This window comes from Kitasatospora sp. NPDC057198, assembly GCF_042670125.1.
Taxonomy (GTDB): domain Bacteria; phylum Actinomycetota; class Actinomycetes; order Streptomycetales; family Streptomycetaceae; genus Kitasatospora.
Genome location: NZ_JBHUWH010000043.1, coordinates 1 through 22,070 on the forward strand (window position 1 = coordinate 1; position 22,070 = coordinate 22,070).

31 protein-coding genes are annotated in these 22,070 nt (G+C 69.8%); 4 read left to right on the forward strand and 27 right to left on the reverse strand.

What is annotated here, in order from left to right; all coding sequences use genetic code 11:
* Positions 1-30: 30 nt before the first annotated feature.
* From rplO to ACFUEL_RS07880, 26 genes are all read right to left on the reverse strand, one after another.
* On the reverse strand, positions 31-483 hold the full coding sequence (gene rplO, locus ACFUEL_RS07755) for a 50S ribosomal protein L15 (protein WP_380235156.1): 453 nt from the start codon (positions 481-483) through the stop codon (positions 31-33).
* A gap of 2 nt (positions 484-485) precedes the next feature.
* A complete protein-coding gene (gene rpmD / locus ACFUEL_RS07760; RefSeq protein WP_014136270.1) occupies positions 486-668 on the reverse strand; it encodes a 50S ribosomal protein L30 in 183 nt (60 codons plus the stop codon).
* Positions 668-1,288, reverse strand: a complete 621-nt coding sequence (rpsE, locus tag ACFUEL_RS07765) for a 30S ribosomal protein S5 (protein WP_030457410.1) — start codon at positions 1,286-1,288, stop codon at positions 668-670. The genes rpmD and rpsE overlap by 1 nt, the downstream gene beginning before the upstream one ends.
* A 48-nt stretch (positions 1,289-1,336) precedes the next feature.
* Positions 1,337-1,720, reverse strand: coding sequence for a 50S ribosomal protein L18 (gene rplR / locus ACFUEL_RS07770; RefSeq protein WP_014136272.1), 384 nt, complete (start codon positions 1,718-1,720; stop codon positions 1,337-1,339).
* A gap of 3 nt (positions 1,721-1,723) precedes the next feature.
* The gene (gene rplF / locus ACFUEL_RS07775) at positions 1,724-2,263 is read right to left on the reverse strand and encodes a 50S ribosomal protein L6 (protein ID WP_033250911.1); all 540 of its coding nucleotides are present in this window, start codon (positions 2,261-2,263) and stop codon (positions 1,724-1,726) included.
* A 22-nt stretch (positions 2,264-2,285) separates the two neighbouring features.
* Positions 2,286-2,693 carry a 30S ribosomal protein S8 gene (gene rpsH, locus ACFUEL_RS07780; RefSeq protein ID WP_030055831.1) on the reverse strand — a complete coding sequence of 136 codons (408 nt, stop codon included), beginning with the start codon at positions 2,691-2,693 and terminating at the stop codon, positions 2,286-2,288.
* Between the two features lie 265 nt (positions 2,694-2,958).
* Positions 2,959-3,144 (reverse strand): type Z 30S ribosomal protein S14, encoded by a 186-nt coding sequence (locus ACFUEL_RS07785; RefSeq protein ID WP_008747480.1) that lies wholly within the window; start codon positions 3,142-3,144, stop codon positions 2,959-2,961.
* A gap of 3 nt (positions 3,145-3,147) precedes the next feature.
* The gene (rplE, locus tag ACFUEL_RS07790; RefSeq protein ID WP_030457412.1) at positions 3,148-3,717 is read right to left on the reverse strand and encodes a 50S ribosomal protein L5; all 570 of its coding nucleotides are present in this window, start codon (positions 3,715-3,717) and stop codon (positions 3,148-3,150) included.
* Entirely contained in the window at positions 3,717-4,028 is a 312-nt protein-coding gene (rplX, locus tag ACFUEL_RS07795; protein ID WP_030457413.1) for a 50S ribosomal protein L24, read from the reverse strand. The genes rplE and rplX overlap by 1 nt, the downstream gene beginning before the upstream one ends.
* A gap of 15 nt (positions 4,029-4,043) precedes the next feature.
* Positions 4,044-4,415, reverse strand: a complete 372-nt coding sequence (gene rplN, locus ACFUEL_RS07800; RefSeq protein WP_030300391.1) for a 50S ribosomal protein L14 — start codon at positions 4,413-4,415, stop codon at positions 4,044-4,046.
* 102 nt (positions 4,416-4,517) lie between these two features.
* Positions 4,518-4,790, reverse strand: coding sequence for a 30S ribosomal protein S17 (gene rpsQ / locus ACFUEL_RS07805; RefSeq protein WP_014136278.1), 273 nt, complete (start codon positions 4,788-4,790; stop codon positions 4,518-4,520).
* A complete protein-coding gene (rpmC, locus tag ACFUEL_RS07810) occupies positions 4,790-5,014 on the reverse strand; it encodes a 50S ribosomal protein L29 (protein WP_030457414.1) in 225 nt (74 codons plus the stop codon). Before rpmC ends, rpsQ begins: the two co-directional genes overlap by 1 nt.
* Positions 5,014-5,433: a 50S ribosomal protein L16 gene (rplP, locus tag ACFUEL_RS07815; RefSeq protein ID WP_030457415.1), complete on the reverse strand. Its 420-nt coding sequence runs from the start codon at positions 5,431-5,433 to the stop codon at positions 5,014-5,016. The genes rpmC and rplP overlap by 1 nt, the downstream gene beginning before the upstream one ends.
* Positions 5,434-5,438: 5 nt before the next feature.
* Positions 5,439-6,275 carry a 30S ribosomal protein S3 gene (rpsC, locus tag ACFUEL_RS07820; RefSeq protein ID WP_100837833.1) on the reverse strand — a complete coding sequence of 279 codons (837 nt, stop codon included), beginning with the start codon at positions 6,273-6,275 and terminating at the stop codon, positions 5,439-5,441.
* Positions 6,275-6,622: a 50S ribosomal protein L22 gene (gene rplV / locus ACFUEL_RS07825; RefSeq protein ID WP_033250909.1), complete on the reverse strand. Its 348-nt coding sequence runs from the start codon at positions 6,620-6,622 to the stop codon at positions 6,275-6,277. The genes rpsC and rplV overlap by 1 nt, the downstream gene beginning before the upstream one ends.
* Before the next feature lie 67 nt (positions 6,623-6,689).
* Positions 6,690-6,971, reverse strand: coding sequence for a 30S ribosomal protein S19 (rpsS, locus tag ACFUEL_RS07830; protein ID WP_014136283.1), 282 nt, complete (start codon positions 6,969-6,971; stop codon positions 6,690-6,692).
* A gap of 11 nt (positions 6,972-6,982) precedes the next feature.
* On the reverse strand, positions 6,983-7,819 hold the full coding sequence (gene rplB, locus ACFUEL_RS07835; RefSeq protein ID WP_344552032.1) for a 50S ribosomal protein L2: 837 nt from the start codon (positions 7,817-7,819) through the stop codon (positions 6,983-6,985).
* 44 nt (positions 7,820-7,863) lie between these two features.
* On the reverse strand, positions 7,864-8,181 hold the full coding sequence (gene rplW, locus ACFUEL_RS07840) for a 50S ribosomal protein L23 (protein WP_043914590.1): 318 nt from the start codon (positions 8,179-8,181) through the stop codon (positions 7,864-7,866).
* Complete coding sequence (gene rplD / locus ACFUEL_RS07845) at positions 8,181-8,858, reverse strand: 50S ribosomal protein L4 (protein WP_014136286.1); 678 nt, start codon at positions 8,856-8,858, stop codon at positions 8,181-8,183. The genes rplW and rplD overlap by 1 nt, the downstream gene beginning before the upstream one ends.
* A 5-nt stretch (positions 8,859-8,863) precedes the next feature.
* A complete protein-coding gene (gene rplC, locus ACFUEL_RS07850; protein ID WP_014136287.1) occupies positions 8,864-9,511 on the reverse strand; it encodes a 50S ribosomal protein L3 in 648 nt (215 codons plus the stop codon).
* Between the two features lie 14 nt (positions 9,512-9,525).
* The gene (gene rpsJ / locus ACFUEL_RS07855) at positions 9,526-9,834 is read right to left on the reverse strand and encodes a 30S ribosomal protein S10 (protein ID WP_012785157.1); all 309 of its coding nucleotides are present in this window, start codon (positions 9,832-9,834) and stop codon (positions 9,526-9,528) included.
* A 519-nt stretch (positions 9,835-10,353) separates the two neighbouring features.
* Positions 10,354-11,547 (reverse strand): elongation factor Tu, encoded by a 1,194-nt coding sequence (gene tuf, locus ACFUEL_RS07860; RefSeq protein WP_030457430.1) that lies wholly within the window; start codon positions 11,545-11,547, stop codon positions 10,354-10,356.
* A gap of 205 nt (positions 11,548-11,752) precedes the next feature.
* Positions 11,753-13,858 (reverse strand): elongation factor G, encoded by a 2,106-nt coding sequence (fusA, locus tag ACFUEL_RS07865; RefSeq protein ID WP_380235157.1) that lies wholly within the window; start codon positions 13,856-13,858, stop codon positions 11,753-11,755.
* Between the two features lie 39 nt (positions 13,859-13,897).
* Positions 13,898-14,368: a 30S ribosomal protein S7 gene (rpsG, locus tag ACFUEL_RS07870; RefSeq protein ID WP_030457432.1), complete on the reverse strand. Its 471-nt coding sequence runs from the start codon at positions 14,366-14,368 to the stop codon at positions 13,898-13,900.
* Positions 14,369-14,370: 2 nt separating this feature from the next.
* A complete protein-coding gene (gene rpsL / locus ACFUEL_RS07875; protein WP_014144289.1) occupies positions 14,371-14,742 on the reverse strand; it encodes a 30S ribosomal protein S12 in 372 nt (123 codons plus the stop codon).
* 327 nt (positions 14,743-15,069) lie between these two features.
* On the reverse strand, positions 15,070-15,627 hold the full coding sequence (locus ACFUEL_RS07880) for a DUF1707 and DUF4190 domain-containing protein (protein ID WP_380235158.1): 558 nt from the start codon (positions 15,625-15,627) through the stop codon (positions 15,070-15,072).
* 192 nt (positions 15,628-15,819) lie between these two features.
* On the opposite strand from ACFUEL_RS07880, the gene ACFUEL_RS07885 reads away from it, so the two are divergent.
* From ACFUEL_RS07885 to ACFUEL_RS07900, 4 genes are all read left to right on the forward strand, one after another.
* On the forward strand, positions 15,820-16,599 hold the full coding sequence (locus ACFUEL_RS07885) for an ABC transporter ATP-binding protein (protein WP_380235159.1): 780 nt from the start codon (positions 15,820-15,822) through the stop codon (positions 16,597-16,599).
* Positions 16,596-18,209: a transporter gene (locus ACFUEL_RS07890; protein ID WP_380235160.1), complete on the forward strand. Its 1,614-nt coding sequence runs from the start codon at positions 16,596-16,598 to the stop codon at positions 18,207-18,209. Before ACFUEL_RS07885 ends, ACFUEL_RS07890 begins: the two co-directional genes overlap by 4 nt.
* Positions 18,210-18,481: 272 nt before the next feature.
* Complete coding sequence (locus tag ACFUEL_RS07895; protein ID WP_380235161.1) at positions 18,482-19,780, forward strand: DUF2786 domain-containing protein; 1,299 nt, start codon at positions 18,482-18,484, stop codon at positions 19,778-19,780.
* 31 nt (positions 19,781-19,811) lie between these two features.
* On the forward strand, positions 19,812-20,828 hold the full coding sequence (locus ACFUEL_RS07900; protein ID WP_380235162.1) for an ADP-ribosylglycohydrolase family protein: 1,017 nt from the start codon (positions 19,812-19,814) through the stop codon (positions 20,826-20,828).
* Positions 20,829-21,065: 237 nt separating this feature from the next.
* Here ACFUEL_RS07900 and ACFUEL_RS07905 read toward each other — a convergent pair whose 3' ends face one another.
* A complete protein-coding gene (locus ACFUEL_RS07905; RefSeq protein ID WP_380235163.1) occupies positions 21,066-22,061 on the reverse strand; it encodes an ADP-ribosylglycohydrolase family protein in 996 nt (331 codons plus the stop codon).
* Positions 22,062-22,070 lie beyond the last annotated feature (9 nt).

Consider the following 22,070-nt stretch of genomic DNA (forward strand, 5'->3'; position numbering starts at 1 on the left):
GGTGTCTGTCCGTGCGTCGGATCGACGGCGTCAGAGCAGTTCGGTGACCGAACCGCCGGCCGCGGTGATCTTCTCGGCGGCGGGGCCGGAGACGGCGTCGACCGTCACCTGCAGCGCCACCGCGATGTCGCCCTGGCCGAGGACCTTGACGAGCTCGTTCTTGCGAACGGCGCCCTTCTCGATCAGACCGGCCACGGTGACCTCGCCACCGTTCGGGTAGAGCTCGGCCAGCTTGTCCAGGTTCACGACCTGGAACTGCTTGTGGGCCGGGTTCTTGAAGCCCTTCAGCTTCGGCAGGCGCATGTGGAGGGGCATCTGGCCACCCTCGAAGCGCTGCGGAACCTGGTAGCGGGCCTTGGTGCCCTTGGTACCACGACCTGCAGTCTTGCCCTTGGAGCCCTCACCGCGACCAACGCGGATCTTGTCCTTCTTGGCGCCCGGGGCGGGCTTCAGGTTGTGGAGCTTGATCGGCGAGTCCGACATGATCAGTCCACCTCCTCGACCGTGACCAGGTGGCGAACGGTGTGGACCATGCCGCGGATCTCCGGGCGGTCCTCCTTCACCACGGTGTCGTTCAGCCGCTTGAGGCCGAGCGAACGGAGGGTGTCACGGTGGTTCTGCTTGCTACCGATGTACGACTTGGTCTGGGTGACCTTCAGGCGAGCCATCAGGCGCTCACCCCAGCCGCACGGGCCCGGAGCAGCGCGGCCGGGGCCACGTCCTCCAGGGGCAGGCCACGACGGGCGGCGATCTCCTCGGGGCGCACGAGGCCCTTCAGAGCGGCCACGGTGGCGTGCACGATGTTGATCGCGTTGTCCGAGCCGAGCGACTTCGACAGGATGTCGTGAACGCCGGCGCACTCGAGGACGGCACGCACCGGGCCACCGGCGATGACACCGGTACCGGGGGACGCCGGCTTCAGCAGCACGACGCCGGCGGCCTTCTCGCCCTGGATGGGGTGCGGGATGGTGCCCTGGATACGGGGGACCTTGAAGAAGTTCTTCTTGGCCTCCTCAACGCCCTTGGCGATGGCGGCCGGAACCTCCTTCGCCTTGCCGTAACCGACACCCACGGTGCCGTCACCGTCGCCCACCACGACCAGCGCGGTGAAGCTGAAACGACGACCACCCTTGACAACCTTGGCGACACGGTTGATCGCGACGACGCGCTCGACGTAAGCGGTCTTCTCGGCGACCGGGGCGCCGCCCCGCTCGTCACGCTTACGGTCGCGCCGCTCGCCACCGGTGCCGCCGCCGGCGCCGCTACCGCGGCGCTGGGGTCCAGCCATTGGAATTACCTCTCTCGTTTACGTCCGCCGACAGAGTCGACGAGCGGCTTAGAAGTCGAGCCCGGACTCGCGGGCCGCGTCCGCCAGGGCGGCGATGCGGCCGGCGTACCGGTTGCCCGCGCGGTCGAAGACGACCGACTCGACGCCGGCGGCCTTGGCGCGCTCGGCGACCAGGCTTCCGACCTTCTTGGCCAGCTCGGTCTTGTCGCCCTCGGTGCCCTTGATGGACACGTCGAGGGTGGACGCCGACGCCAGGGTGTGACCCTTGGCGTCGTCGATGACCTGGGCGACCATGTGGCGGTTCGAACGCGTCACGACGAGGCGCGGACGCACCTCGGTGCCGACGACGCGCTTGCGAACGCGAATGGCGCGGCGCTTGCGGGCGGCGTTCTTGTAGGCGTTGCCCTTGCCGATCTTGACAGAGACGCTCATCGCTTACTTACCACTCTTTCCGACCTTGCGGCGGATGACCTCGCCCGCGTACTTGACGCCCTTGGCCTTGTACGGGTCGGGCTTGCGCAGCTTGCGGATCTTCGCGGCGATCTCGCCGACCTTCTGCTTGTCGGTGCCGTCCACGTGGAACTTGGTGGGCGTCTCGACGACGAAGGAGATCCCCTCCGGCGCGGTGACCAGGATCGGGTGGCTGTAGCCCAGCGCGAACTCCATGTCGGAGCCCTTCGCCGTGACTCGGTAGCCGACGCCGCTGATCTCCAGCGACTTGCGGTAGCCCGCGGTCACGCCGGTGATCATGTTCGCCACCAGCGTGCGCGACAGGCCGTGCAGGGCCTTCGACTGACGCTCGTCGTTCGGGCGGGTGACGAGCAGCGTGCCGTCCTCGCCCTTGCCGATCTCGATCGGCGCGGCGACGACGTGGGTGAGCGAGCCCTTGGGGCCCTTCACCGTGACCGTCTGGCCGTCGATGGTGACGTCCACACCAGCGGGAACCTGGATGGGCAGCCGTCCAATGCGCGACATTGCTGTACCTCCGTTTCCCGAATTACCAGACGTAGGCGAGAACTTCTCCGCCTACGCCCTTCTTGGCGGCCTGCTTGTCGGTCAGGAGGCCGGAGGACGTGGAGATGATCGCCACGCCCAGGCCGCCGAGCACCTTCGGCAGGTTGGTGGACTTTGCGTACACACGCAGACCCGGCTTGCTGATGCGCTTGATGCCGGCGATGGAACGCTCGCGGTTGGGGCCGAACTTGAGCTCGATGGTCAGCTTCTTGCCGACCTCGCCCTCGACGGGCTCCTCAACCTTGTAGGAGGAGATGTACCCCTCCTGCTGCAGGATCTCGGCGACGTGCGCCTTGATCTTGCTGGCCGGCATCGCCACGGAGTCGTGGTACGCCGAGTTCGCGTTACGCAGACGCGTGAGCATGTCTGCGATGGGGTCGGTCATGGTCATGGTGGCCTCAGGCCTCTCCCGCCGTGGTTTCTCCGCGCCAGGTCCCCCTCCGCGCACTCGGAAGAGTGCGAAAGGGGCACAAGCGCAGGGGACCTGCGACGTAGTAAGACTGGGTGTTGCGGACCTTCACAGGAAGGCCGCGGCTCGCCCGAAGGGGATGCCGCAGCAGGGGCCCGACCCCAACACCTTACGGGATCCCTCGCGGGAACCCAAAAGCGTCGAGGTCGGGCACGCTACTCGCCGATGTCAGAACAGCCGGTAAGGACTACCAGGAGCTCTTGGTCACGCCCGGCAGCTCGCCGCGGTGCGCCATCTCACGGAGGCAGACACGGCACAGGCCGAACTTGCGGTACACCGAGTGCGGACGGCCGCAGCGCTGGCACCGGGTGTACGCCCGGACGCCGAACTTCGGCTTGCGCTCGGACTTAGCGATCAGGGCCTTCTTCGCCATGGCTCACGCCTCCTTGAACGGGAAGCCCAGAGCGCGCAGGAGCGCCCGGCCCTCATCGTCGGTCTGAGCGGTGGTCACGACGGTGATGTCCATACCGCGCTGACGGTCGACCTTGTCCTGGTCGATCTCGTGGAACATGACCTGCTCGGTCAGACCGAAGGTGTAGTTGCCACGGCCGTCGAACTGCTTGGGCGAGAGGCCGCGGAAGTCACGGATACGCGGCAGCGCCAGCGACACCAGACGGTCCACGAACTCCCACATGCGGTCACCACGGAGGGTGACGTGGGCACCGATCGGCTGGCCCTCGCGCAGCTTGAACTGCGCGATGGACTTGCGGGCCTTGGTGACGGCCGGCTTCTGACCGGTGATCGCGGTCAGGTCCTTGATGGCACCCTCGATCAGCTTGCTGTCACGGGCGGCCTCGCCGACACCCATGTTGACCACGACCTTGACCAGGCCGGGGATCAGCATGACGTTCTCGTACGAGAACTGCTCGTGCAGCTGACCCTTGACCTCGGAGAGGTACTTCTCCTTGAGGCGGGGGGTCACCTTCTCAACAGTCGTCTCAGACATCAGATGTCCTCACCGGTCCGCTTGGCAACGCGGATCTTGTTGCCCTGGTCGTCAAAGCGGTAGCCGACGCGGGTGACGACCTTCTTGCCGTCCTTCTCCACGACCAGCTGGACGTTGGAGACGTGCACCGGGGCCTCGACGGTCACGATGCCACCCTGGGTGCCGGGGCCCGGCTTGGTGTGCTTCTTGACCCGGTTGACACCCTCGACCAGGACCTTGTTGTCAGCGGGGATGGCCTGGATGACCTTGCCCTGCTTGCCCTTGTCCTTGCCGGTGATGACCTGGACCAGGTCACCCTTCTTGATCTTCATGCTGTTCGCCATGGGTTAGAGCACCTCCGGCGCCAGCGAGATGATCTTCATGAACTTCTTGTCGCGCAGCTCGCGGCCCACCGGGCCGAAGATGCGGGTACCGCGGGGGTCGCCATCGGTGTTCTTGAGAACCACGGCGGCGTTCTCGTCGAAGCGGATGTACGAACCGTCCGGACGGCGGCGCTCCTTGACGGTGCGAACGACGACGCACTTGACGACGTCGCCCTTCTTCACCGAACCGCCGGGGATCGCGTCCTTGACGGTGGCGACGATGACGTCCCCGATACCGGCGTAGCGGCGACCGGAGCCACCGAGAACGCGGATGCAGAGAATCTCCTTGGCACCCGTGTTGTCGGCGACGCGCAGTCGCGACTCCTGCTGGATCACAGCTTTCTCCTGATCGTCAACAAGTGTTGACGGGCCGGCCGCTGCTCACACCCGCGCCCCTGGGGGCCCGGTGCACATACGGCCGTACCGCGAACAACCTTGTTACTTGGCCTTCTCGAGGATCTCGACGACGCGCCAGCGCTTCGTCGCGGACAGCGGCCGGGTCTCCATCAGGAGGACACGGTCGCCGACACCGCACGCGTTCTGCTCGTCGTGCGCCTTCAGCTTGTTGGTACGGCGGATGACCTTGCCGTACAGCGCGTGCTTGACGCGGTCCTCGACGGCGACGACGACGGTCTTGTCCATCTTGTCGCTGACGACGAGACCCTCACGGGTCTTGCGGAAACCGCGCGTCTCGTTGGTGTTCTCAGTCATCAGGCGTTCTCCACCGTCTCGATGCCCAGCTCGCGCTCGCGCATCAGGGTGTAGATCCGCGCGATGTCCTTACGGACCAGCCGGAGCCGTCCGTGGTTGTCGAGCTGCCCGGTCGCCGCCTGGAAGCGGAGGTTGAACAGCTCCTCCTTGGCCTCACGGAGCTTGGCAACGAGGGCCTCGTTGTCCAGTTCGCGAAGCTCAGCAGCCTTGGTAGCGGCCGACATCAGCTCTCACCGTCCTCGCGCCGAACGATCCGGCACTTCATCGGAAGCTTGTGCGCGGCACGGGTGAGCGCCTCGCGAGCAATCTTCTCGTTCGGGTACGACAGTTCGAACATGACCCGACCCGGGTGCACGTTCGCGATCCACCACTCCGGCGAACCCTTACCGGAACCCATGCGGGTCTCGGCCGGCTTCTTGGTGAGCGGGCGGTCCGGGTAGATGTTGATCCAGACCTTGCCGCCACGACGGATGTGACGGGTGATCGCGATACGAGCGGACTCGATCTGACGGTTCGTCACGTAGGCCGGGGTCACGGCCTGGATGCCGAACTGGCCGAACGCCAGCTCGGTGCCACCCTTGGCCGCGCCGCGGCGCTTCGGGTGGTGCTGCTTGCGGTGCTTGACCCGACGGGGGATCAGCATTGCGGTCAGGCCTCCGTTCCGGTGTTCTCAGCGGCAGCCGGAGCCTCCACCGCGGCGGCCGGGGCCTGGGCCTCGGCAGCGGCGGGACGACGGCCACGGCCACCGCGCTCGCCACCACGGCCACCGCGCTCGCCACCGCGGGCGGGACGACCGCCCTCGGGACGGGCCGGGCGGTTGCCGGAGCGGGCAGCGGCGTTCTCAGCGCGGACCTCGGCGATGTTCTTGACGTCGCCCTTGTAGATCCAGACCTTCACGCCGATGCGGCCGAAGGTGGTCTTGGCCTCGAAGAAGCCGTAGTCGACGTTCGCGCGCAGGGTGTGCAGCGGCACACGGCCCTCGCGGTAGAACTCCGAACGGCTCATCTCGGCGCCGCCGAGACGACCGGAGCACTGGACCTTGATGCCCTTGGCGCCGGCCTTCATGGTCGACTGCATGCTCTTGCGCATGGCGCGACGGAAGGAGACGCGGGAGGACAACTGCTCCGCGACGCCCTGCGCCACGAGCTGGGCGTCCATCTCGGGGTTGCGGACCTCGAGGATGTTCAGCTGGACCTGCTTGCCGGTCAGCTTCTCCAGCTTGCCGCGGATCTTGTCGGCCTCCGTGCCACGGCGGCCGATCACGATGCCCGGACGAGCGGTGTGGATGTCCACGCGGACCCGGTCACGGGTGCGCTCGATCTCCACCTTCGAGATGCCGGCGCGCTCCATGCCCTGCGTCATGAGACGCCGGATGGCGACGTCTTCCTTGACGTAGTCCTTGTACAGCTTGTCGGCGTACCAGCGGGACTTGAAGTCCGTGCTGATGCCGAGGCGGAACCCGTGCGGGTTAACCTTCTGGCCCATTACCGGGTCCCTTCCTTGCTGCTGACGACCACGGTGATGTGGCTGGTCCGCTTGCGGATCCGGTAGGCACGGCCCTGGGCGCGCGGACGGAACCGCTTCAGGGTCGGACCCTCGTCAACGTACGCCTCGGAGATGTAGAGGTCGTCCACGTTGGAGTGGTTGTAGTTGTGCGACGCGTTGGCGATGGCGCTGTTCAGCACCTTGCCGACCGGCACAGTGGCAGCCTGCGGAGCGAAACGCAGGACCGCCTGGGCCTCCGTGGCCGGCAGGCCACGGATGAGGTCCACCACGCGGCGGGCCTTCATGGGCGTGACGCGGATGTACCGCGCCTGGGCCCTGGCTTCCATGGTTGTCCCCTTAATGGAGTAAGTCACTTTGTCGTTCTGGCGCTACAGCTCGCGGAGCAAATCGCGACTAGCGACGCTTCGACTTGCGGTCTTCCTTCACGTGCCCCTTGAAGGTGCGCGTGGGAGCGAACTCGCCGAGCTTGTGGCCGACCATCGACTCGGTGACGAACACCGGGACGTGCTTGCGGCCATCGTGAACCGCGATCGTGTGGCCGAGCATGGCCGGGGAGATCACGGAACGACGGGACCAGGTCTTGATGACGTTCTGCGTGCCCGCCTCGTTCTGCACGTCCACCTTCTTCTGAAGGTGGTCGTCGATGAAGGGGCCCTTCTTGAGACTGCGCGGCATCTGACCTGCTCCTAGCGCTTCTTGTTGGTCTTGCGGCGGCGCACGATGAGGGAGTCCGACGCCTTGTTCGGGCGACGGGTCCGGCCCTCGGGCTTGCCCCACGGCGAGACCGGGTGGCGACCACCGGAGGTCTTACCCTCACCACCACCGTGCGGGTGGTCGATCGGGTTCATGGCCACACCACGCACGGTCGGGCGGACGCCCTTCCAGCGCATACGGCCGGCCTTGCCCCAGTTGATGTTCGACTGCTCGGCGTTGCCGACCTCGCCGACGGTCGCGCGGCAGCGCGCGTCGACCAGGCGGATCTCACCGGAGGGCATGCGCAGGTGCGCCATGCGGCCCTCACGGGCGAGCAGCTGAATGCCGGAACCCGCGGAACGGGCCAGCTTGGCGCCACCGCCGGGACGGAGCTCCACCGCGTGGATGGTGGTACCGACCGGGATGTTGCGGAGCGGCAGGTTGTTGCCGGGCTTGATGTCGGCGCCGGCGCCGTTCTCGACCCGGTCACCCTGCGCGATGCCGCGGGGGGCGATGATGTAGCGCTTCTCGCCGTCCGCGTAGTGCAGGAGCGCGATGCGCGCGGTGCGGTTCGGGTCGTACTCGATGTGAGCGACCTTCGCCGGCACGCCGTCCTTGTCGTGACGACGGAAGTCGATCACGCGGTAGGCGCGCTTGTGACCGCCACCCTGGTGGCGAGCGGTGATACGACCGGCGTTGTTACGGCCGCCCTTGCTGTGCAGCGGGCGAACCAGCGACTTCTCCGGCGTGGACCGCGTGATTTCGACGAAGTCGGCCACGCTGGAGCCGCGGCGGCCCGGCGTAGTCGGCTTGTACTTGCGGATACCCATTTCTGTCCTCGTCCTTTACGACGATCGCAGTCCCTGACGCAACGTCAGGAGACCGGACCACCGAAGATGTCGATGCGGTTGCCCTCGGCCAGCGTCACGATCGCGCGCTTGGTGTCCTTGCGCTTGCCGAAACCGGTGCGGGAGCGCTTGCGCTTGCCCTGGCGGTTCAGCGTGTTCACGGCCTCGACCTTGACCGAGAAGACCGACTCGACGGCCTGCTTGATCTGGGTCTTGTTGGCACCGGGAGCCACGACGAACGTGTACTTGTTCTCGTCGAGGAGCGAGTAGCTCTTCTCCGAGATAACCGGCTTGATCAGGACGTCACGGGGGTCCGTGAACGTCTTGGAGGTGATCTCGCTCATCAGGCGGCAGTCCCTTCGAGCTCGCCCTCAGCAGCAACGGCCTTGGCGGACGCGGCCGGACCGGCCACGAAACGCTCGAAGGCGGCCTGGGTGAAGACCACATCGTCGGAGACGAGCACGTCGTAGGTGTTCAGCTGGCCGGCGTCCAGGATGTGCACGTTCGGCAGGTTGCGAGCGGACAGGATGCCCAGCTCGTCCTCGCGCTCGACCACCAGGAGGAGGTTCTTGCGCTCGGAGATCTTGCCGAACAGGACCTTGGCGGCCTTGGTCGACGGAGCCTCGGTCGCGGTCACGCCGGTGACGACGTGGATGCGCTCGTGACGAGCCCGGTCGGTGAGCGCGCTGCGCAGGGCGGCGGCGATCATCTTCTTCGGGGTCCGCTGCGAGTAGTCGCGCGGCACGGGACCGTGCACGACGCCACCACCGGCGAACTGCGGCGCGCGGGTCGAGCCCTGGCGGGCGCGACCGGTGCCCTTCTGGCGGTACGGCTTCTTGCCGCCACCGCGGACCTCGCCACGACGCTTGACCTTGTGGGTGCCCTGGCGGGCGGCGGCGAGCTGCGCCACGACCACCTGGTGCATCAGCGGAACGCTGACCTTGGCGTCGAAGATCTCGGCGGGCAGCTCGAGGCTGCCGGCCTTGTCGCCGGCCGGCGACAGGATGTCAATGGTGCTCATATCCTTCACAGCCCCTTCGCCGCGGTGCGGACGAGGACGAGGCCGCCGTTCGGACCCGGGATCGCGCCCTTGATGAGCAGCAGACCCTTCTCCGCGTCGACCGCGTGCACGGTCAGGTTCTGGGTGGTCACGCGCTCGTGACCCATCCGACCCGCCATGCGCATGCCCTTGAACACGCGACCCGGGGTGGCGCAGCCACCGATCGAGCCGGGCGAGCGGTGCTTGCGCTGGGTGCCGTGGCCGGCGCCGAGGCCCTTGAAGTTGTGACGCTTCATGACACCGGCGAAGCCCTTGCCCTTGGAGGTGCCGGTCACGTCGACCTTGACACCCGCCTCGAACAGCTCGGCGGTGATCTCCTGGCCCAGGGTGTACTCGGACGCGTCCGCGGTACGGAGCTCGACCAGGTGGCGGCGGGGGGTGACACCGGCCTTGGCGAAGTGGCCCTGGAGGGGCTTGTTCACCTTGCGGGGGTCGATCTCGCCGAAGCCGATCTGGACGGCGTCGTAGCCGGCCGGGCTGTCGGCGGTGTGGACCTGGGTCACGACATTGGGCCCGGCCTTGACGACGGTCACCGGGACGACCCGGTTGTTCTCGTCCCAGACCTGGGTCATGCCGAGCTTCTCGCCCAGGATGCCCTTAATCTGCTTAGCCATCTTCGGTGCGCCTCTCAGAGCTTGATCTCGATGTCGACGCCGGCCGGCAGGTCGAGACGCATCAGCGAGTCAACCGTCTTCGGCGTGGGGTCGAGGATGTCGATCAGACGCTTGTGAGTGCGCATCTCGAAGTGCTCGCGCGAGTCCTTGTACTTGTGCGGCGAGCGGATGACGCAGTAAACGTTCTTCTCAGTGGGCAGCGGCACCGGGCCCGCGACCTGCGCACCAGTACGGATCACCGTCTCGACGATCTTCTTCGCCGAGGAGTCGATGACCTCGTGGTCGTAGGCCTTGAGCCGGATGCGGATCTTCTGTCCCGCCATGGCTACTTCGTAGTCCTTTGTGTCGTCCGTTGCTGCACGACTACCTCTCCGACCCCCGCGCTCGGGCGTGTCGCCCTTGCGCTTGCAAAAAACCGGCGAAAACGATCTCGTCGGTTTCGAACTGCTGAGTGGAGTGGAGCCGGGCCGGTACCCCGCACACGCTTCCCGGAAGATTCCCGTACTTTCGCCCCGCAGCTGCCGCGGTGTCGCTTACACACCACTGCACCCACACACAGCACGTGGGCACATGGACGGCCATTCACGGGAACGACGAGTACGTGGGACTCGCTTCCGGTCCTCCCGGCGGGAGGCGCGCAGCATCGGTACTCAACCGAGCAACTCAGACATCCTGCCACAGAACGCGGGCGATACGCCAATCGGGTTCACCCGCTGGGGTGCACGTCACACCCGCCGCGCGCCCGCCAAACCTCTCCCCGCCGGAAAAAACGCCGAAGGCCCGGCCCACTCCCGCAAGGGAGTGGGCCGGGCCCGGGAGTTGACCGGGGGTCAGGTCGTCGATTACTTGACGATCTTGGTGACCTGGCCGGCGCCGACGGTGCGGCCACCCTCACGGATGGCGAACTTCAGGCCCTCCTCCATGGCGACGGGCTGGATCAGCGCGACGGTCATGGCGGTGTTGTCGCCCGGCATGACCATCTCGGTGCCCTCGGGGAGGGTCACGACGCCGGTCACGTCGGTGGTGCGGAAGTAGAACTGCGGGCGGTAGTTGTTGAAGAAGGGGGTGTGACGGCCACCCTCGTCCTTCGACAGGATGTACGCCTGGGCCTCGAAGTCGGTGTGCGGGGTGACCGAACCCGGCTTGATGATGACCTGGCCGCGCTCGACGTCCTCGCGCTTGATGCCGCGGAGCAGCAGACCGACGTTCTCACCGGCCTGGCCCTCGTCGAGCAGCTTGCGGAACATCTCGATACCGGTGACCGTGGTGGTGGTCTTGGTGGTCTTGATGCCGATGATGTCGACGGTCTCGTTGACCTTGAGGATGCCGCGCTCGATGCGGCCGGTGACGACGGTGCCACGACCGGTGATCGTGAAGACGTCCTCGATCGGCATCAGGAACGGCTGGTCGGTGAGGCGGGCCGGGGTCGGGATGGCCTCGTCGACGGCGTGCATCAGGCCGAGGAGCTTCTCGCCCCACTCCTTGTCGCCCTCGAGCGCCTTCAGCGCCGAGACGCGGACGACCGGCAGGTCGTCGCCCGGGAACTCGTACTCGGAGAGGAGCTCGCGGACCTCGAGCTCGACGAGCTCCAGGATCTCCTCGTCGTCCACCATGTCGGCCTTGTTCAGGGCGACGACGATGTAGGGGACGCCGACCTGGCGGGCCAGGAGGACGTGCTCCTTGGTCTGCGGCATCGGGCCGTCGGTGGCGGCGACGACGAGGATCGCACCGTCCATCTGGGCCGCACCGGTGATCATGTTCTTGATGTAGTCCGCGTGACCCGGGCAGTCGACGTGGGCGTAGTGACGCGCCTCGGTCTGGTACTCGACGTGCGCGATGGAGATGGTGATACCGCGCTGACGCTCCTCCGGCGCCTTGTCGATCTGGTCGAACGGCGTGAAGGGGTTGATGTCCGGGTACGCGTCGTGCAGCACCTTGGTGATGGCCGCGGTCAGCGTGGTCTTACCGTGGTCGATGTGACCGATGGTGCCGATGTTGACGTGGGGCTTCGTCCGCTCGAACTTCGCCTTCGCCACTGCAGTCCTCCTGAGGACAGTTCTGTACGCCGTACGACGTCAGTTGGTCTGGATCGGGTTGTTGGCACGGGGCGCTGGTGTCGCGCCCCGTTGCCGTCCCGCGGGTGGGGGTGCCGGAGGGCTCCCGGGCGGAACCCGGACGGGCAAGCGTCCGGGTGCCCTCCTTCTAGCCTAAAGGGTCTGGTTCATCCCGATTACCGGGACGTCACTCGCCCTTGGCCTTGGCGATGATGTCGTCCGCCACGTTCCGCGGAACCTCGGCGTACGAGTCGAACTGCATCGAGTAGCTCGCGCGACCAGAGGTCTTGCTGCGCAGGTCACCGACGTAGCCGAACATCTCGGAGAGCGGCACCAGCGCCTTGACGACGCGGGCGCCGTGACGCTCCTCCATGGCCCGGATCTGGCCACGGCGGGAGTTGATGTCGCCGATCACGTCGCCCATGTAGTCCTCGGGGGTGGTGACCTCGACGGCCATCATCGGCTCGAGCAGAGCCGGCGACGCCTTCTTGGCACCTTCCTTGAACGCCATGGAACCGGCGATCTTGAACGCCAGCTCGGACGAGTCGACGTCGTGCGACGCACCGTCGAGCAGGCTGACGCGGACGCCCTGGAGCGGGTAGCCGGCGAGCACGCCGAACTCCATGGCCTCCTGGCAACCGGCGTCGACCGAGGGGATGTACTCCTTCGGAACGCGGCCACCGGTGACCTTGTTCACGAACTCGTAGCCCTCGCCGGACTCCAGCGGCTCGATCGCGATCTGGATCTTCGCGAACTGGCCGGAACCACCGGTCTGCTTCTTGTGCGTGTAGTCGATGCGCTCGACGGCCTTGCGGATCGTCTCGCGGTACGCCACCTGCGGCTTGCCGACGTTGGCCTCGACCTTGAACTCGCGGCGCATGCGGTCGACCAGCACCTCGAGGTGCAGCTCGCCCATGCCGGCGATGATCGTCTGGCCGGTCTCCTCGTCGGTGTTGACCTGGAAGGACGGGTCCTCCTCGGCCAGGCGCTGGATGGCGACACCCAGCTTCTCCTGGTCGCCCTTGGACTTGGGCTCGATCGCGACGCGGATGACCGGGGCCGGGAAGTCCATGGACTCCAGGATGACCGGGTTCTTCTCGTCGGACAGCGTCTCACCGGTGGTGGTCTGCTTGAGGCCCATCACGGCGATGATGTCGCCGGCGCCCACCGAGTCGATCTCCTCACGCTTGTTCGCGTGCATGCGGTAGATCTTGCCGATGCGCTCCTTCTTGCCCTTGACGGAGTTCAGCACCGAGGTGCCGGACTCCAGGCGGCCGGAGTACACGCGGACGAAGGTGAGCTTGCCCAGGTGCGGGTCCGACATGATCTTGAACGCGAGCGCGGCGAGCGGCTCGTCGTCCGAAGCCTGGCGGACGATCTTCTCGTCGGGGTTGTTCGGCTTGGTGCCCTCGATGCCCTCGATGTCGAGGGGCGACGGCAGGTACTTCACAACCGCGTCGAGCAGGGGCTGGACGCCCTTGTTCTTGAAGGCCGAGCCGCAGAAGATCGGGGTGAAGTCCGAGTTCAGCGTGCCCTTGCGGATCGCGGCGACCAGCAGCTCCTCGGGGATGTCCTCGCCCTCCAGGGCGAGCTCCATCACCTCGTCGCTGACGTTCGACACGGTGTCGATCAGGGCCTCGCGGTACTCCGCGGCCTGCTCGGCGAGGTCGGCCGGGATGTCGACGGTGTCGTACATCTCGCCCTTGGGCGCGTCGGCCGAGTAGACCAGGGCCTTCATCTTCACCAGGTCGACGACGCCGGTGAAGTCGGCCTCGGCGCCGATCGGCAGCTGCATGACCAGCGGGGTGGCGCCGAGGCGGTCCACGATGGTCTGCACGCAGAAGAAGAAGTTGGCGCCCGTGCGGTCCAGCTTGTTGATGAAGCAGATGCGCGGGACGCCGTAGCGGTCAGCCTGCCGCCACACGGTCTCGGACTGGGGCTCGACACCGGCGACGCCGTCGAACACCGTCACGCCACCGTCGAGCACGCGCAGCGAGCGCTCCACCTCGACGGTGAAGTCGACGTGGCCCGGGGTGTCGATGATGTTGATGGTGTTGTCGACGCCGTCGAGGGTCCAGTGACAGGTCGTCGCGGCCGACGTGATGGTGATGCCGCGCTCCTGCTCCTGCTCCATCCAGTCCATCGTGGCAGCGCCGTCGTGGACCTCACCGATCTTGTACGAGACACCGGTGTAGAACAGGATCCGCTCGGTGGTGGTGGTCTTGCCCGCGTCGATGTGCGCCATGATCCCGATGTTGCGGACCTTGGCGAGGTCAAGGGAGGTTGCAGCCATGGTGGCTCGTTCTCTCTCTGTCTAGTGACGGGGTTCGGACTACCAGCGGTAGTGCGCGAAGGCCTTGTTGGACTCGGCCATCTTGTGGGTGTCCTCGCGACGCTTCACGGAAGCGCCCAGGCCGTTGCTGGCGTCGAGGATCTCGTTGAGCAGGCGCTCGGTCATGGTCTTCTCGCGACGGGCGCGGGAGTAACCGACCAGCCAGCGCAGCGCCAGGGTGTTGGCGCGGCCCGGACGGACCTCGACCGGCACCTGGTAGGTGGCGCCACCGACGCGGCGGGACTTGACCTCGAGGGTCGGCTTGACGTTCTCCAGGGCGCGCTTGAGCGCGACCACCGGGTCGGCACCGGTCTTCTCGCGGACGCCCTCGAGGGCGCCGTAGACGATCCGCTCGGCGGTGGAGCGCTTGCCGTGCAGCAGGATCTTGTTGACCAGCGAGGTCACCAGCGGGGAGCCGTAGACCGGGTCGATGATGACCGGGCGCTTCGGGGCGGGGCCCTTACGAGGCATTCTTACTTCTCCTTCTTGGCGCCGTAGCGGCTGCGGGCCTGCTTGCGGTTCTTGACACCCTGGGTGTCGAGGGAGCCGCGGATGATCTTGTAGCGGACACCAGGAAGGTCCTTCACACGGCCACCGCGGACCAGCACGATGGAGTGCTCCTGCAGGTTGTGGCCCTCGCCCGGAATGTAGGCGGTGACCTCGATCCCGCTGGTGAGGCGCACACGGGCGACCTTGCGGAGAGCCGAGTTCGGCTTCTTCGGGGTGGTCGTGTACACACGCGTGCAGACGCCGCGGCGCTGGGGCGAACCCTTCAGTGCGGGCGTCTTGTTCTTCTCGACCTTGTCCTGCCGGCCCTTTCGGACCAGCTGCTGGATCGTAGGCACCGTTTCTCCGTTTTCTGTGTGCCAAGGCTTGGTGGAACTAACCTGCGGTATGGCCCGCACCCTCCGACCCACGCGGTCGGGTGTGTTGGCCTTCTTCGGGGGAAGAATCGCGGAATCCCATGAGCTGCGCTGCGGCTACGGCGCGCACCGAGCGGGTGGAGTCTCCGCTGCGGCGGCCGATCTGCTGGCACGCACAAGGACCCGGGCACACCCCAGGCACAAGGTCAGAGCGTACCTAGCGCACAGGCGGCGGTCAAAACAAATGGGGCGCGTCCGGTAGGGCACGCCGCCCGGCACGGCACGGGAGCGGGTCGCCGCGCGGGGCGGTCAGCCCGACGAGGGCGACGTCAGCACGGCGAGCAGGACGAACAGCACCCAGCCGGCCACCGACAGCCAGCCCAGCACCAGGCCCAGCACCGCCAGGCCGTCGCCGTCCTCGCCGGTGGCGCGGATCCGGTTGCGCGCCATGTGGCCGGTGACCGCGGCGGGCAGCCCGGTCAGGCCGAGGGTGAGCACGGTCAGGCAGCCCAGCGTCGCGGAGGCCACCGCCAGGCCGTTGTTGCGGGCGGGCGGCGGCGGGACGAAGACCGGCATGAACGTCTGCGGCACCACCGGAGCGGGCGCGCCGAACGGCTGCACCATCGGGCCGGACGGCAGGTCGGCCACCAGCGAGGCCAACTGCCCGTAGGTGGCGGCCTGGTGGGCGGCGCCCATCCGCTGCTCGTACTCGGCGGCGGTCAGCCGGCCCTCGGCGAAGGCGGCCCGCAGCACGTCGATGGTGCGTTCGCGGTCGGAGTTGGCGGCCCGCATCGCGGACTGCGGTGTCGACCCCGGCTGCCAGGGCTGCTGCCCGTACGGCGCCGGCGACCCCCATTGGCCTGCCACCCGCGACCACCTCCCGTTCCCCGCGCTGCGCGTGCGCTCCCAGCATGCAGGACGAACGGAGCGGCCGGGTAGTTGCCGATTCCGGACGGAGAAGGGCGGCGCACCGCCGGACGGGGGGTGTGCGGGTGGAGGAATGACCATAGGGTCGCAGCGGCACCCGCCCGGACCGCCCCGACAAGGAGGCCACCCGCCATGGAGGCGACCGCCCCGCCGCCCGCCGTCTCGATCCGCGACCTGTGGAAGCGCTTCGGCGCGCAGACCGCCGTCGCCGGACTGAGCCTGGACCTGCCCGCCGGGTCGTTCATCGGACTGGTCGGCCCGAACGGGGCCGGCAAGACCACCACCCTGTCGATGGTCACCGGCCTGCTGCGGCCCGACCGGGGGACGGTCCTGGTGCACGGCGCGGACGTCTGGCGGGACCCGGTCGCGGTGAAGGCCCGGATCGGCATCCTGCCCGAGGGGCTGCGGATGTTCGAACGGCTCAGCGGGCGCGAACTGCTGCGCTTCAACGGGCGGTTGCGCGGCCTGGCCGGCCCGGAGACCGACCGGCGGGCCGAGGAGCTGCTGGCCGTGCTCGACCTGGTCGGCGCCGCCGACAAGCTGGTCGCCGACTACTCCACCGGCATGCGCAAGAAGATCGGCCTGGCCGCCGCGCTGCTGCACAACCCGGACGTGCTGTTCCTGGACGAGCCGTTCGAGGGCGTCGACCCGGTCTCCGCGCAGACCATCCGCGGGGTGCTGACCAGGTACGCCGCCTCCGGCTCGACCGTGGTGTTCTCCAGCCACGTGATGGAGCTGGTGGAGTCGCTGTGCGACTGGGTCGCCGTGGTCAACGCCGGGCAGGTGGTCGCCGCCGGGCCGATCGACGAGGTGCGCGGCGGGGCGTCCCTGCACCAGGCGTTCCTCGGGCTGGTCGGCGTCCGCGGGGACGACGGGCCGGCCCTCGACTGGCTGGGCGGAGGGCACCGGTGAGCACCGCCGCCGACGACCGGGCGGTCGTCCGGGCCCTCGTCGCGCTCAAGGTCCGGCTGCTGCGCAACGGGCTGCGGCGCTCCCCCGGGCTGGCCGCCGGGTACGTCCTCGGCCTGGTCGTCGGGCTGCTGTTCGGGCTGGGCGGGGCCGCCGGGCTGATCGCGCTGCACGGCCGGGCCGGGGCGGCCGACGCCGCCGCGGTGCTGGTCGCCGGGCTGACCGCGGCCTGGGCGGCGATGCCGCTGTTCTTCTTCTCCAGCGACGAGAGCGCCGACCCGACCCGGCTGACCATGCTGCCGCTGCGGCCGTCCGCCCTGCTGCGCGGCACCCTGCTGGGCGGGCTGATCGGGCCCGGACCGCTGATCAACGTGCTGCTGCTGACCGGCGCCGCGGCGGCGGCCGGGCGCGGACCGGCCTCCGCGGCGGTGGCGGTGCTCGCGGTGCCGCTGACCCTGCTCACCCTGATCGCGCTGCTCCGGGCGGTCGGCGCGGGCAACGCCCGGATGCTGTCCAGCCGGCGCGGCAAGGACTTCGCGGTCTTCGGCGGCCTGCTGTTCGCGGTGCTGGTCCAGGCCGGGAACCTCGGCCTGCAGAGCACGCTGAACGGCTCGGACCGCGGCCTCGACCTGTCGGTGCTGCACCCGTACGCCTCGGTGGTGCGCTGGATCCCGCCGGTGGCGGCGATCGACGCGGTGCGCTCGGCCGGGGAGGGCGCCTACCTGCTCGCCGCCGGGCAGCTGCTGCTGACCGGCGCCCTGCTCGCGGGGCTGCTGCGCTGGTGGCTGCGCAGCCTGCGGGAGCTGATGGTGAGCGGCGACTCCTCGACGCTGCTGGAGCGCCCGAGCGCCGCCCCGGCCCGGACCGGGGGCCTGTGGCGGCTGCTCCCGGCCGGCCGGGTCGGCGCCGTCGCCCAGCGGCACCTGCGCTACGCCTGGCGCGAGCCGCGGGCGAAGGTCGCGGTGTTCACCGGCATCGGCATGACGGCGGTGTTCTCGGCGCTGTCCGTGGTGCAGGGCTGGGGCAGCACGTACGTGATCGCGATCGGCGGCCTGATGCTCGGCCTCCAGGCCGGCAACCTGTTCGGGATGGACGGCTCCGGGTTCTGGATGATCGCCGCGACCCTGTCCACCCGCCGGGACGCCCGGGACGAACTGCGCGGCCGGGTACTGGCGATCCTGGCGTACGCGGTGCCGGTGCTGCTGCTGTTCGGCCCGGCGGTGGCCGCCCTCACCGGCGACTGGGCCGGGCTCGCCCCGGCGCTCGGGCTGGCGCTGGCGGTGCTCGGCGCCGCGGTCGGCCTGGGCTGCGTGATCAGCGTGCACGCGCCGTACGCGCTGCCCGCCGACGGCAACCCGATGCGCAACGCGGCCCCCGGGCAGAACGGCGCGGTGATGCTGAACGCCTTCGGCTCGATGATCGGCGTGGCGGTGCTCTGCCTCCCGGTGGGCGCGCTGCTCGGCCTCCTGCTGCCGGGCCACCACCCGGCCTGGCCGGTGCTCCCGGCCGGCGTGCTCTACGGGGCGGGCCTGGCACTGCTGGGGATCTGGCTGGCCTCGGGGCGGCTGGTCGGGCGGGCGCCGGAGATCCTCGCCAAGGTGATCGAGCGCTGACGGGAGAGCGCGAATCCAGGGGCTCGGGAGAGCACCTTCAGGGGCTCGGGGAACGGCGAGGCCCAGTCTGCTGACGGTGCACTGCCGGAGCGCGCATCGGCTTCCGGTTCCGTTCAAGACACGCAGCAGCACGAACCTCCGATGGGCTCCGGCCACCAGCAGCACGGACTCGCCGTTCCCCGAGCCCCTGGATCGTTCCCCTTCGTCTGCCCAAGGCTCCGGCATCATGGAGGGCGTCCCCTCCCCCTCCCCCGCAGGAAGCAGGAACCGCCGTGGCCAGCACCGATCAGCCCGTGGACGAGCTGGTGGCGGAGGCGGTGGCCCGGGTGGCCGGTGCGCCGGCCGGGGGGCTGGAGTACGTGGTGGACGGGGCCGCCTCGCTGCTGGCGGCCTCGGTGGAGCGGTGGCCCGCGGTGAGCCGGGCGCTGCTCGGGGCCGCGGAGCGGGCGGTGGCCCGCTGCTGGGCGGCCGGGTGGCAGCCCGCGGACCTGGTGCGGGTGGCCCGGCGGGAGCTGGGCCCGGTGCAGGTCGCGCTGGCGGCGGACCTGATCGCCGCGGAGGGCCGGCGGCACCCCGCGGCAGCGCTGGACCGGCGCTGGCGGGAGCAGTTGCGGGAGTTGGACGCGCACCCGTGGTGGCCGTCCGACGAGGCGTACCTGCCGGAGTTCGCGGCCCGGCACCGGCTGGACCGGTTCGCGCTGGCCACGGCGGCGCTGGAGCTGCTGCGGGCCTGGGCGCTGCTGCCGCCCGTCCAGCCGGTGGGCCCGGCACCCGGGCAGGCCGCGCCGCGGGCGGGGTCGGCGGCGCCGCGCGCGGACGAGCCGCGGATGCTGGGCCGGATCCGGGCGCTGCTGGCGAAGGCCGAGTCGACCGGGTTCCCGGACGAGGCGGAGGCGCTGACCGCGAAGGCGCAGGAGCTGATGGCCCGGCACTCGATCGACGAGGCGCTGCTGGCGGCGGGCGGCGGCCGGTCGGCGGACGACCCGGCGGCGGTCCGGATCGGCGTGGACAACCCGTACGAGGGCCCGAAGACGATGCTGCTGGACGCGGTGGCGGCGGCGAACCGGTGCCGGGTGGTGTGGGCGAAGGAGTTCGGGTTCTGCACGGTGATCGGCTTCGACGCCGACCTGGACGCGGTCGAGCTGCTCTACACCTCGCTGCTGGTGCAGGCGACCTCGGCGATGCACCGGGCGGGCAGCCGCAAGCACAAGGACGGCGCGGCCCGGACCAAGGCGTTCCGGCAGTCGTTCCTGGTCGCGTACGCGGCACGGATCCGGGAGCGGCTGGCGGACGCCACCGAGCGGGCCACCGAGCAGGCCGCCGAGGACGCGGCGGCGGGGCGCACGGGCGGTCCGGACGGCGGCGGCGAGGCGCTGCCGGCCGTCCCCGCGGGCGGCCTGCTGCCCGTACTGGCGGCCCGGGCGGAGGCCGTCGACGACGCGGTTGGCAGGATGTTCCCCAAGCTCGTGTCGCAGCGGGTGCGGGTGAGCGACGGCGAGGGCTGGGCCGAGGGCCGGGCCGCCGCCGACCGGGCCTCGCTGCACCGCGGCTCGGGACGCATCGAACGCTGACCTGGCGTCGGCTCTGGACGGGGGAACACCGGTGGACTTCACGGAACGGGTACGGGGCGCGCTGCTCGGCGGGGCGGTGGGCGACGCCCTGGGCTGGCCGGTCGAGTTCCGGCGCCTGGAGCTGATCCGGGCCGAGTACGGGCCGGCCGGACTGACCGACCTGGCCGCCGCCGACCGCGGCGGGCAGGTCACCGACGACACCCAGATGACCCTGTTCACCGCGGAGGGCCTGCTGCGCGGCGGCCGCCCGGAGGACCTGCACGCCGCCTACCGGCGCTGGTTCCTCACCCAGCGGCTGCCCGGCCCCCTCAGCAACCCGGACGGCTGGCTGGCCGCCCAGGACTTCCTGTACGCCTCGCGGGCCCCCGGCAACGCCTGCACCACCGGCGTGGCCACCGACTACCGGCCCGCCGCCCCGCTCGGCCAGGACGGCCCGGTGAACCCGCACTCCAAGGGCTGCGGCACCGTGATGCGCTCGGCGCCGTTCGGCCTGGTCGGGCTGGACCCGCGGCAGGCGTTCCAGCAGGCCGCCGTGGCCGCACAGCTGACCCACGGCCACCCCACCGGCTACCTCGCGGCCGGCGCCTTCGCGGCCCTGATCGCCCTGGTCGCGGCCGGGACGCCGCTACGCCCGGCGCTCGACGCGGTGCTCGCCCGGCTCGACGCGCAGCCCCACGGCCGGGAGACCGGCGACGCCCTGCGCCGGGCGGTGCGGATCGCCGCGGAGGGGCCGGGCAGCGCGGAGGCGGTGGAGCGGGTCGGCCTCGGCTGGATCGCCGAGGAGTGCCTGGCCGTCGCCGTGTACGCGGCCCTGGTCGGCGCGGACGCCCGGGAGGCCCTCGTGCTGTCGGTCAACCACTCGGGCGACAGCGACTCCACCGGCGCGGTGTGCGGCAACCTGGTGGGCGCGCTGTACGGCCTGTCCGGCCTCCCCGCCGACTGGTGCGCGCTGGTCGAGGGCCGCGAGGTGATCCTCCAGGTGGCCGACGACCTGGTCACCGCGTTCACCCTCGGCGACCGCGCCGCCCTGGACGCGCGCTACCCCTGACAGAGAGCAGCCCCGTCAGGGGCCCGGGGAACGGCGGGTCCGAGCTGCTGGTGGGCCCCGCCAGGGGCCCGGGGAACGGCGGGTCCGTGCTGCTGGTGGCCGGAGCCCATCGGAAAGTCCGTGCTGCTGCGTGCCGTGAACAGAACCAGAAGCTCACGCGCGCAACGGCAGTGAACCGCCAGCAGCCACGGCCTCGCCGTTCCCCGAGCCCCTGAATGCGCGGTTTCTCTCCCGCTGTCAGTCCCAGAGCGCACCGAAGGCGAGCAGCTCCTCGCGGTACTCGATCCGGTCGGTCCACTCCCGCGGCCAGGCGTCCGCACCGTGGTGGGCGCCGGCGAAGGCGCCGGCCAGGCAGGCGAGGGAGTCGGAGTCGCCGGAGGAGACCGCCGCGCGGCGGACCGCGGCGACCGGGTCGTCGGGCAGCAGCAGGAAGCACAGCAGCGCGCTGGCGAAGGCTTCTTCGGCGACCCAGCCGGCGCCGGTGCGCTCGCACGGGTCGGCGTCGACGTCCCCCGCCGCGAGCGCGGCGTCGAGCCGGTCGAGGGCGAGCAGGCACTCGTCCCAGCCGCGGGCGATGAACTCCTCCGGGGAGCCGAAGTGGTCCCGGGAGGCGAGGTCGCCGAGCCAGAGCCCGTCGTAGCGGGTGCGCTGTTCGTGGGCGTGGGCGCGCAGCCGGGCGGGGAGTTCGGCGGGGTCGGTGCCCCGGGCGAGCCGGCGGACGGTGAAGGCGGTGAGTTCGCTGGCGGCGAGCGCGGTGGGGTGGCCGTGGGTGAGGCCGGACTGCAGCTGGGCGGCGCCGGCCACCTGGCGGTCGGTCAGTTCGCGGACCAGGCCGAGCGGGGCGACCCGCATGTTCGCGCCGCAGCCCTTGGAGCCGATGTCGCTGGCCGCCTGCCAGGGCCGGCCGGTGGAGAGCCGGGAGCAGGAGCGCAGGCAGGTCATGCCGGGCGCGCGGTCGTTCTCCGGGGAGCGCCACCAGTCCAGGAACTCCGCGCGCAGCGGCGGTTCGAGGCGCTCGGGGGTGAGCGGGCCCTCGGCGAGGGTGTCGCGCAGGGCGCGGGCGAGGGCCAGGGTCATCTGGGTGTCGTCGGTGACCTGGGCCTGCTTGGGGAGCGGGAGCCGCCGCCAGTCGGGGCTGAGCAGCCGGATCTCGTCGAGGGTGAGGAACTCGGTGCGCTTGCCCAGCGCGTCGCCGATCGCCAGCCCGAGCATCGCTCCCGTCGCCCGTCGCATCGCGCGCCC

Excerpts from the sequence above, each read along its gene's own strand:
- rplO (WP_380235156.1), bottom strand. The coding sequence starts at position 483 with ATGTCGGACTCGCCGATCAAGCTCCACAACCTGAAGCCCGCCCCGGGC.
- rpmD (WP_014136270.1), bottom strand. The coding sequence starts at position 668 with ATGGCTCGCCTGAAGGTCACCCAGACCAAGTCGTACATCGGTAGCAAG.
- rpsE (WP_030457410.1), bottom strand. The coding sequence starts at position 1,288 with ATGGCTGGACCCCAGCGCCGCGGTAGCGGCGCCGGCGGCGGCACCGGT.
- rplR (WP_014136272.1), bottom strand. The coding sequence starts at position 1,720 with ATGAGCGTCTCTGTCAAGATCGGCAAGGGCAACGCCTACAAGAACGCC.
- rplF (WP_033250911.1), bottom strand. The coding sequence starts at position 2,263 with ATGTCGCGCATTGGACGGCTGCCCATCCAGGTTCCCGCTGGTGTGGAC.
- rpsH (WP_030055831.1), bottom strand. The coding sequence starts at position 2,693 with ATGACCATGACCGACCCCATCGCAGACATGCTCACGCGTCTGCGTAAC.
- ACFUEL_RS07785 (WP_008747480.1), bottom strand. The coding sequence starts at position 3,144 with ATGGCGAAGAAGGCCCTGATCGCTAAGTCCGAGCGCAAGCCGAAGTTC.
- rplE (WP_030457412.1), bottom strand. The coding sequence starts at position 3,717 with ATGTCTGAGACGACTGTTGAGAAGGTGACCCCCCGCCTCAAGGAGAAG.
- rplX (WP_030457413.1), bottom strand. The coding sequence starts at position 4,028 with ATGAAGATCAAGAAGGGTGACCTGGTCCAGGTCATCACCGGCAAGGAC.
- rpsQ (WP_014136278.1), bottom strand. The coding sequence starts at position 4,790 with ATGACTGAGAACACCAACGAGACGCGCGGTTTCCGCAAGACCCGTGAG.
- rpmC (WP_030457414.1), bottom strand. The coding sequence starts at position 5,014 with ATGTCGGCCGCTACCAAGGCTGCTGAGCTTCGCGAACTGGACAACGAG.
- rplP (WP_030457415.1), bottom strand. The coding sequence starts at position 5,433 with ATGCTGATCCCCCGTCGGGTCAAGCACCGCAAGCAGCACCACCCGAAG.
- rpsC (WP_100837833.1), bottom strand. The coding sequence starts at position 6,275 with ATGGGCCAGAAGGTTAACCCGCACGGGTTCCGCCTCGGCATCAGCACG.
- rplV (WP_033250909.1), bottom strand. The coding sequence starts at position 6,622 with ATGGAAGCCAGGGCCCAGGCGCGGTACATCCGCGTCACGCCCATGAAG.
- rpsS (WP_014136283.1), bottom strand. The coding sequence starts at position 6,971 with ATGCCGCGCAGTCTCAAGAAGGGCCCCTTCATCGACGACCACCTTCAG.
- rplB (WP_344552032.1), bottom strand. The coding sequence starts at position 7,819 with ATGGGTATCCGCAAGTACAAGCCGACTACGCCGGGCCGCCGCGGCTCC.
- rplW (WP_043914590.1), bottom strand. The coding sequence starts at position 8,181 with ATGAGCGAGATCACCTCCAAGACGTTCACGGACCCCCGTGACGTCCTG.
- rplD (WP_014136286.1), bottom strand. The coding sequence starts at position 8,858 with ATGAGCACCATTGACATCCTGTCGCCGGCCGGCGACAAGGCCGGCAGC.
- rplC (WP_014136287.1), bottom strand. The coding sequence starts at position 9,511 with ATGGCTAAGCAGATTAAGGGCATCCTGGGCGAGAAGCTCGGCATGACC.
- rpsJ (WP_012785157.1), bottom strand. The coding sequence starts at position 9,834 with ATGGCGGGACAGAAGATCCGCATCCGGCTCAAGGCCTACGACCACGAG.
- fusA (WP_380235157.1), bottom strand. The coding sequence starts at position 13,858 with ATGGCTGCAACCTCCCTTGACCTCGCCAAGGTCCGCAACATCGGGATC.
- rpsG (WP_030457432.1), bottom strand. The coding sequence starts at position 14,368 with ATGCCTCGTAAGGGCCCCGCCCCGAAGCGCCCGGTCATCATCGACCCG.
- ACFUEL_RS07885 (WP_380235159.1), top strand. The coding sequence starts at position 15,820 with ATGGAGGCGACCGCCCCGCCGCCCGCCGTCTCGATCCGCGACCTGTGG.
- ACFUEL_RS07905 (WP_380235163.1), bottom strand. The coding sequence starts at position 22,061 with ATGCGACGGGCGACGGGAGCGATGCTCGGGCTGGCGATCGGCGACGCG.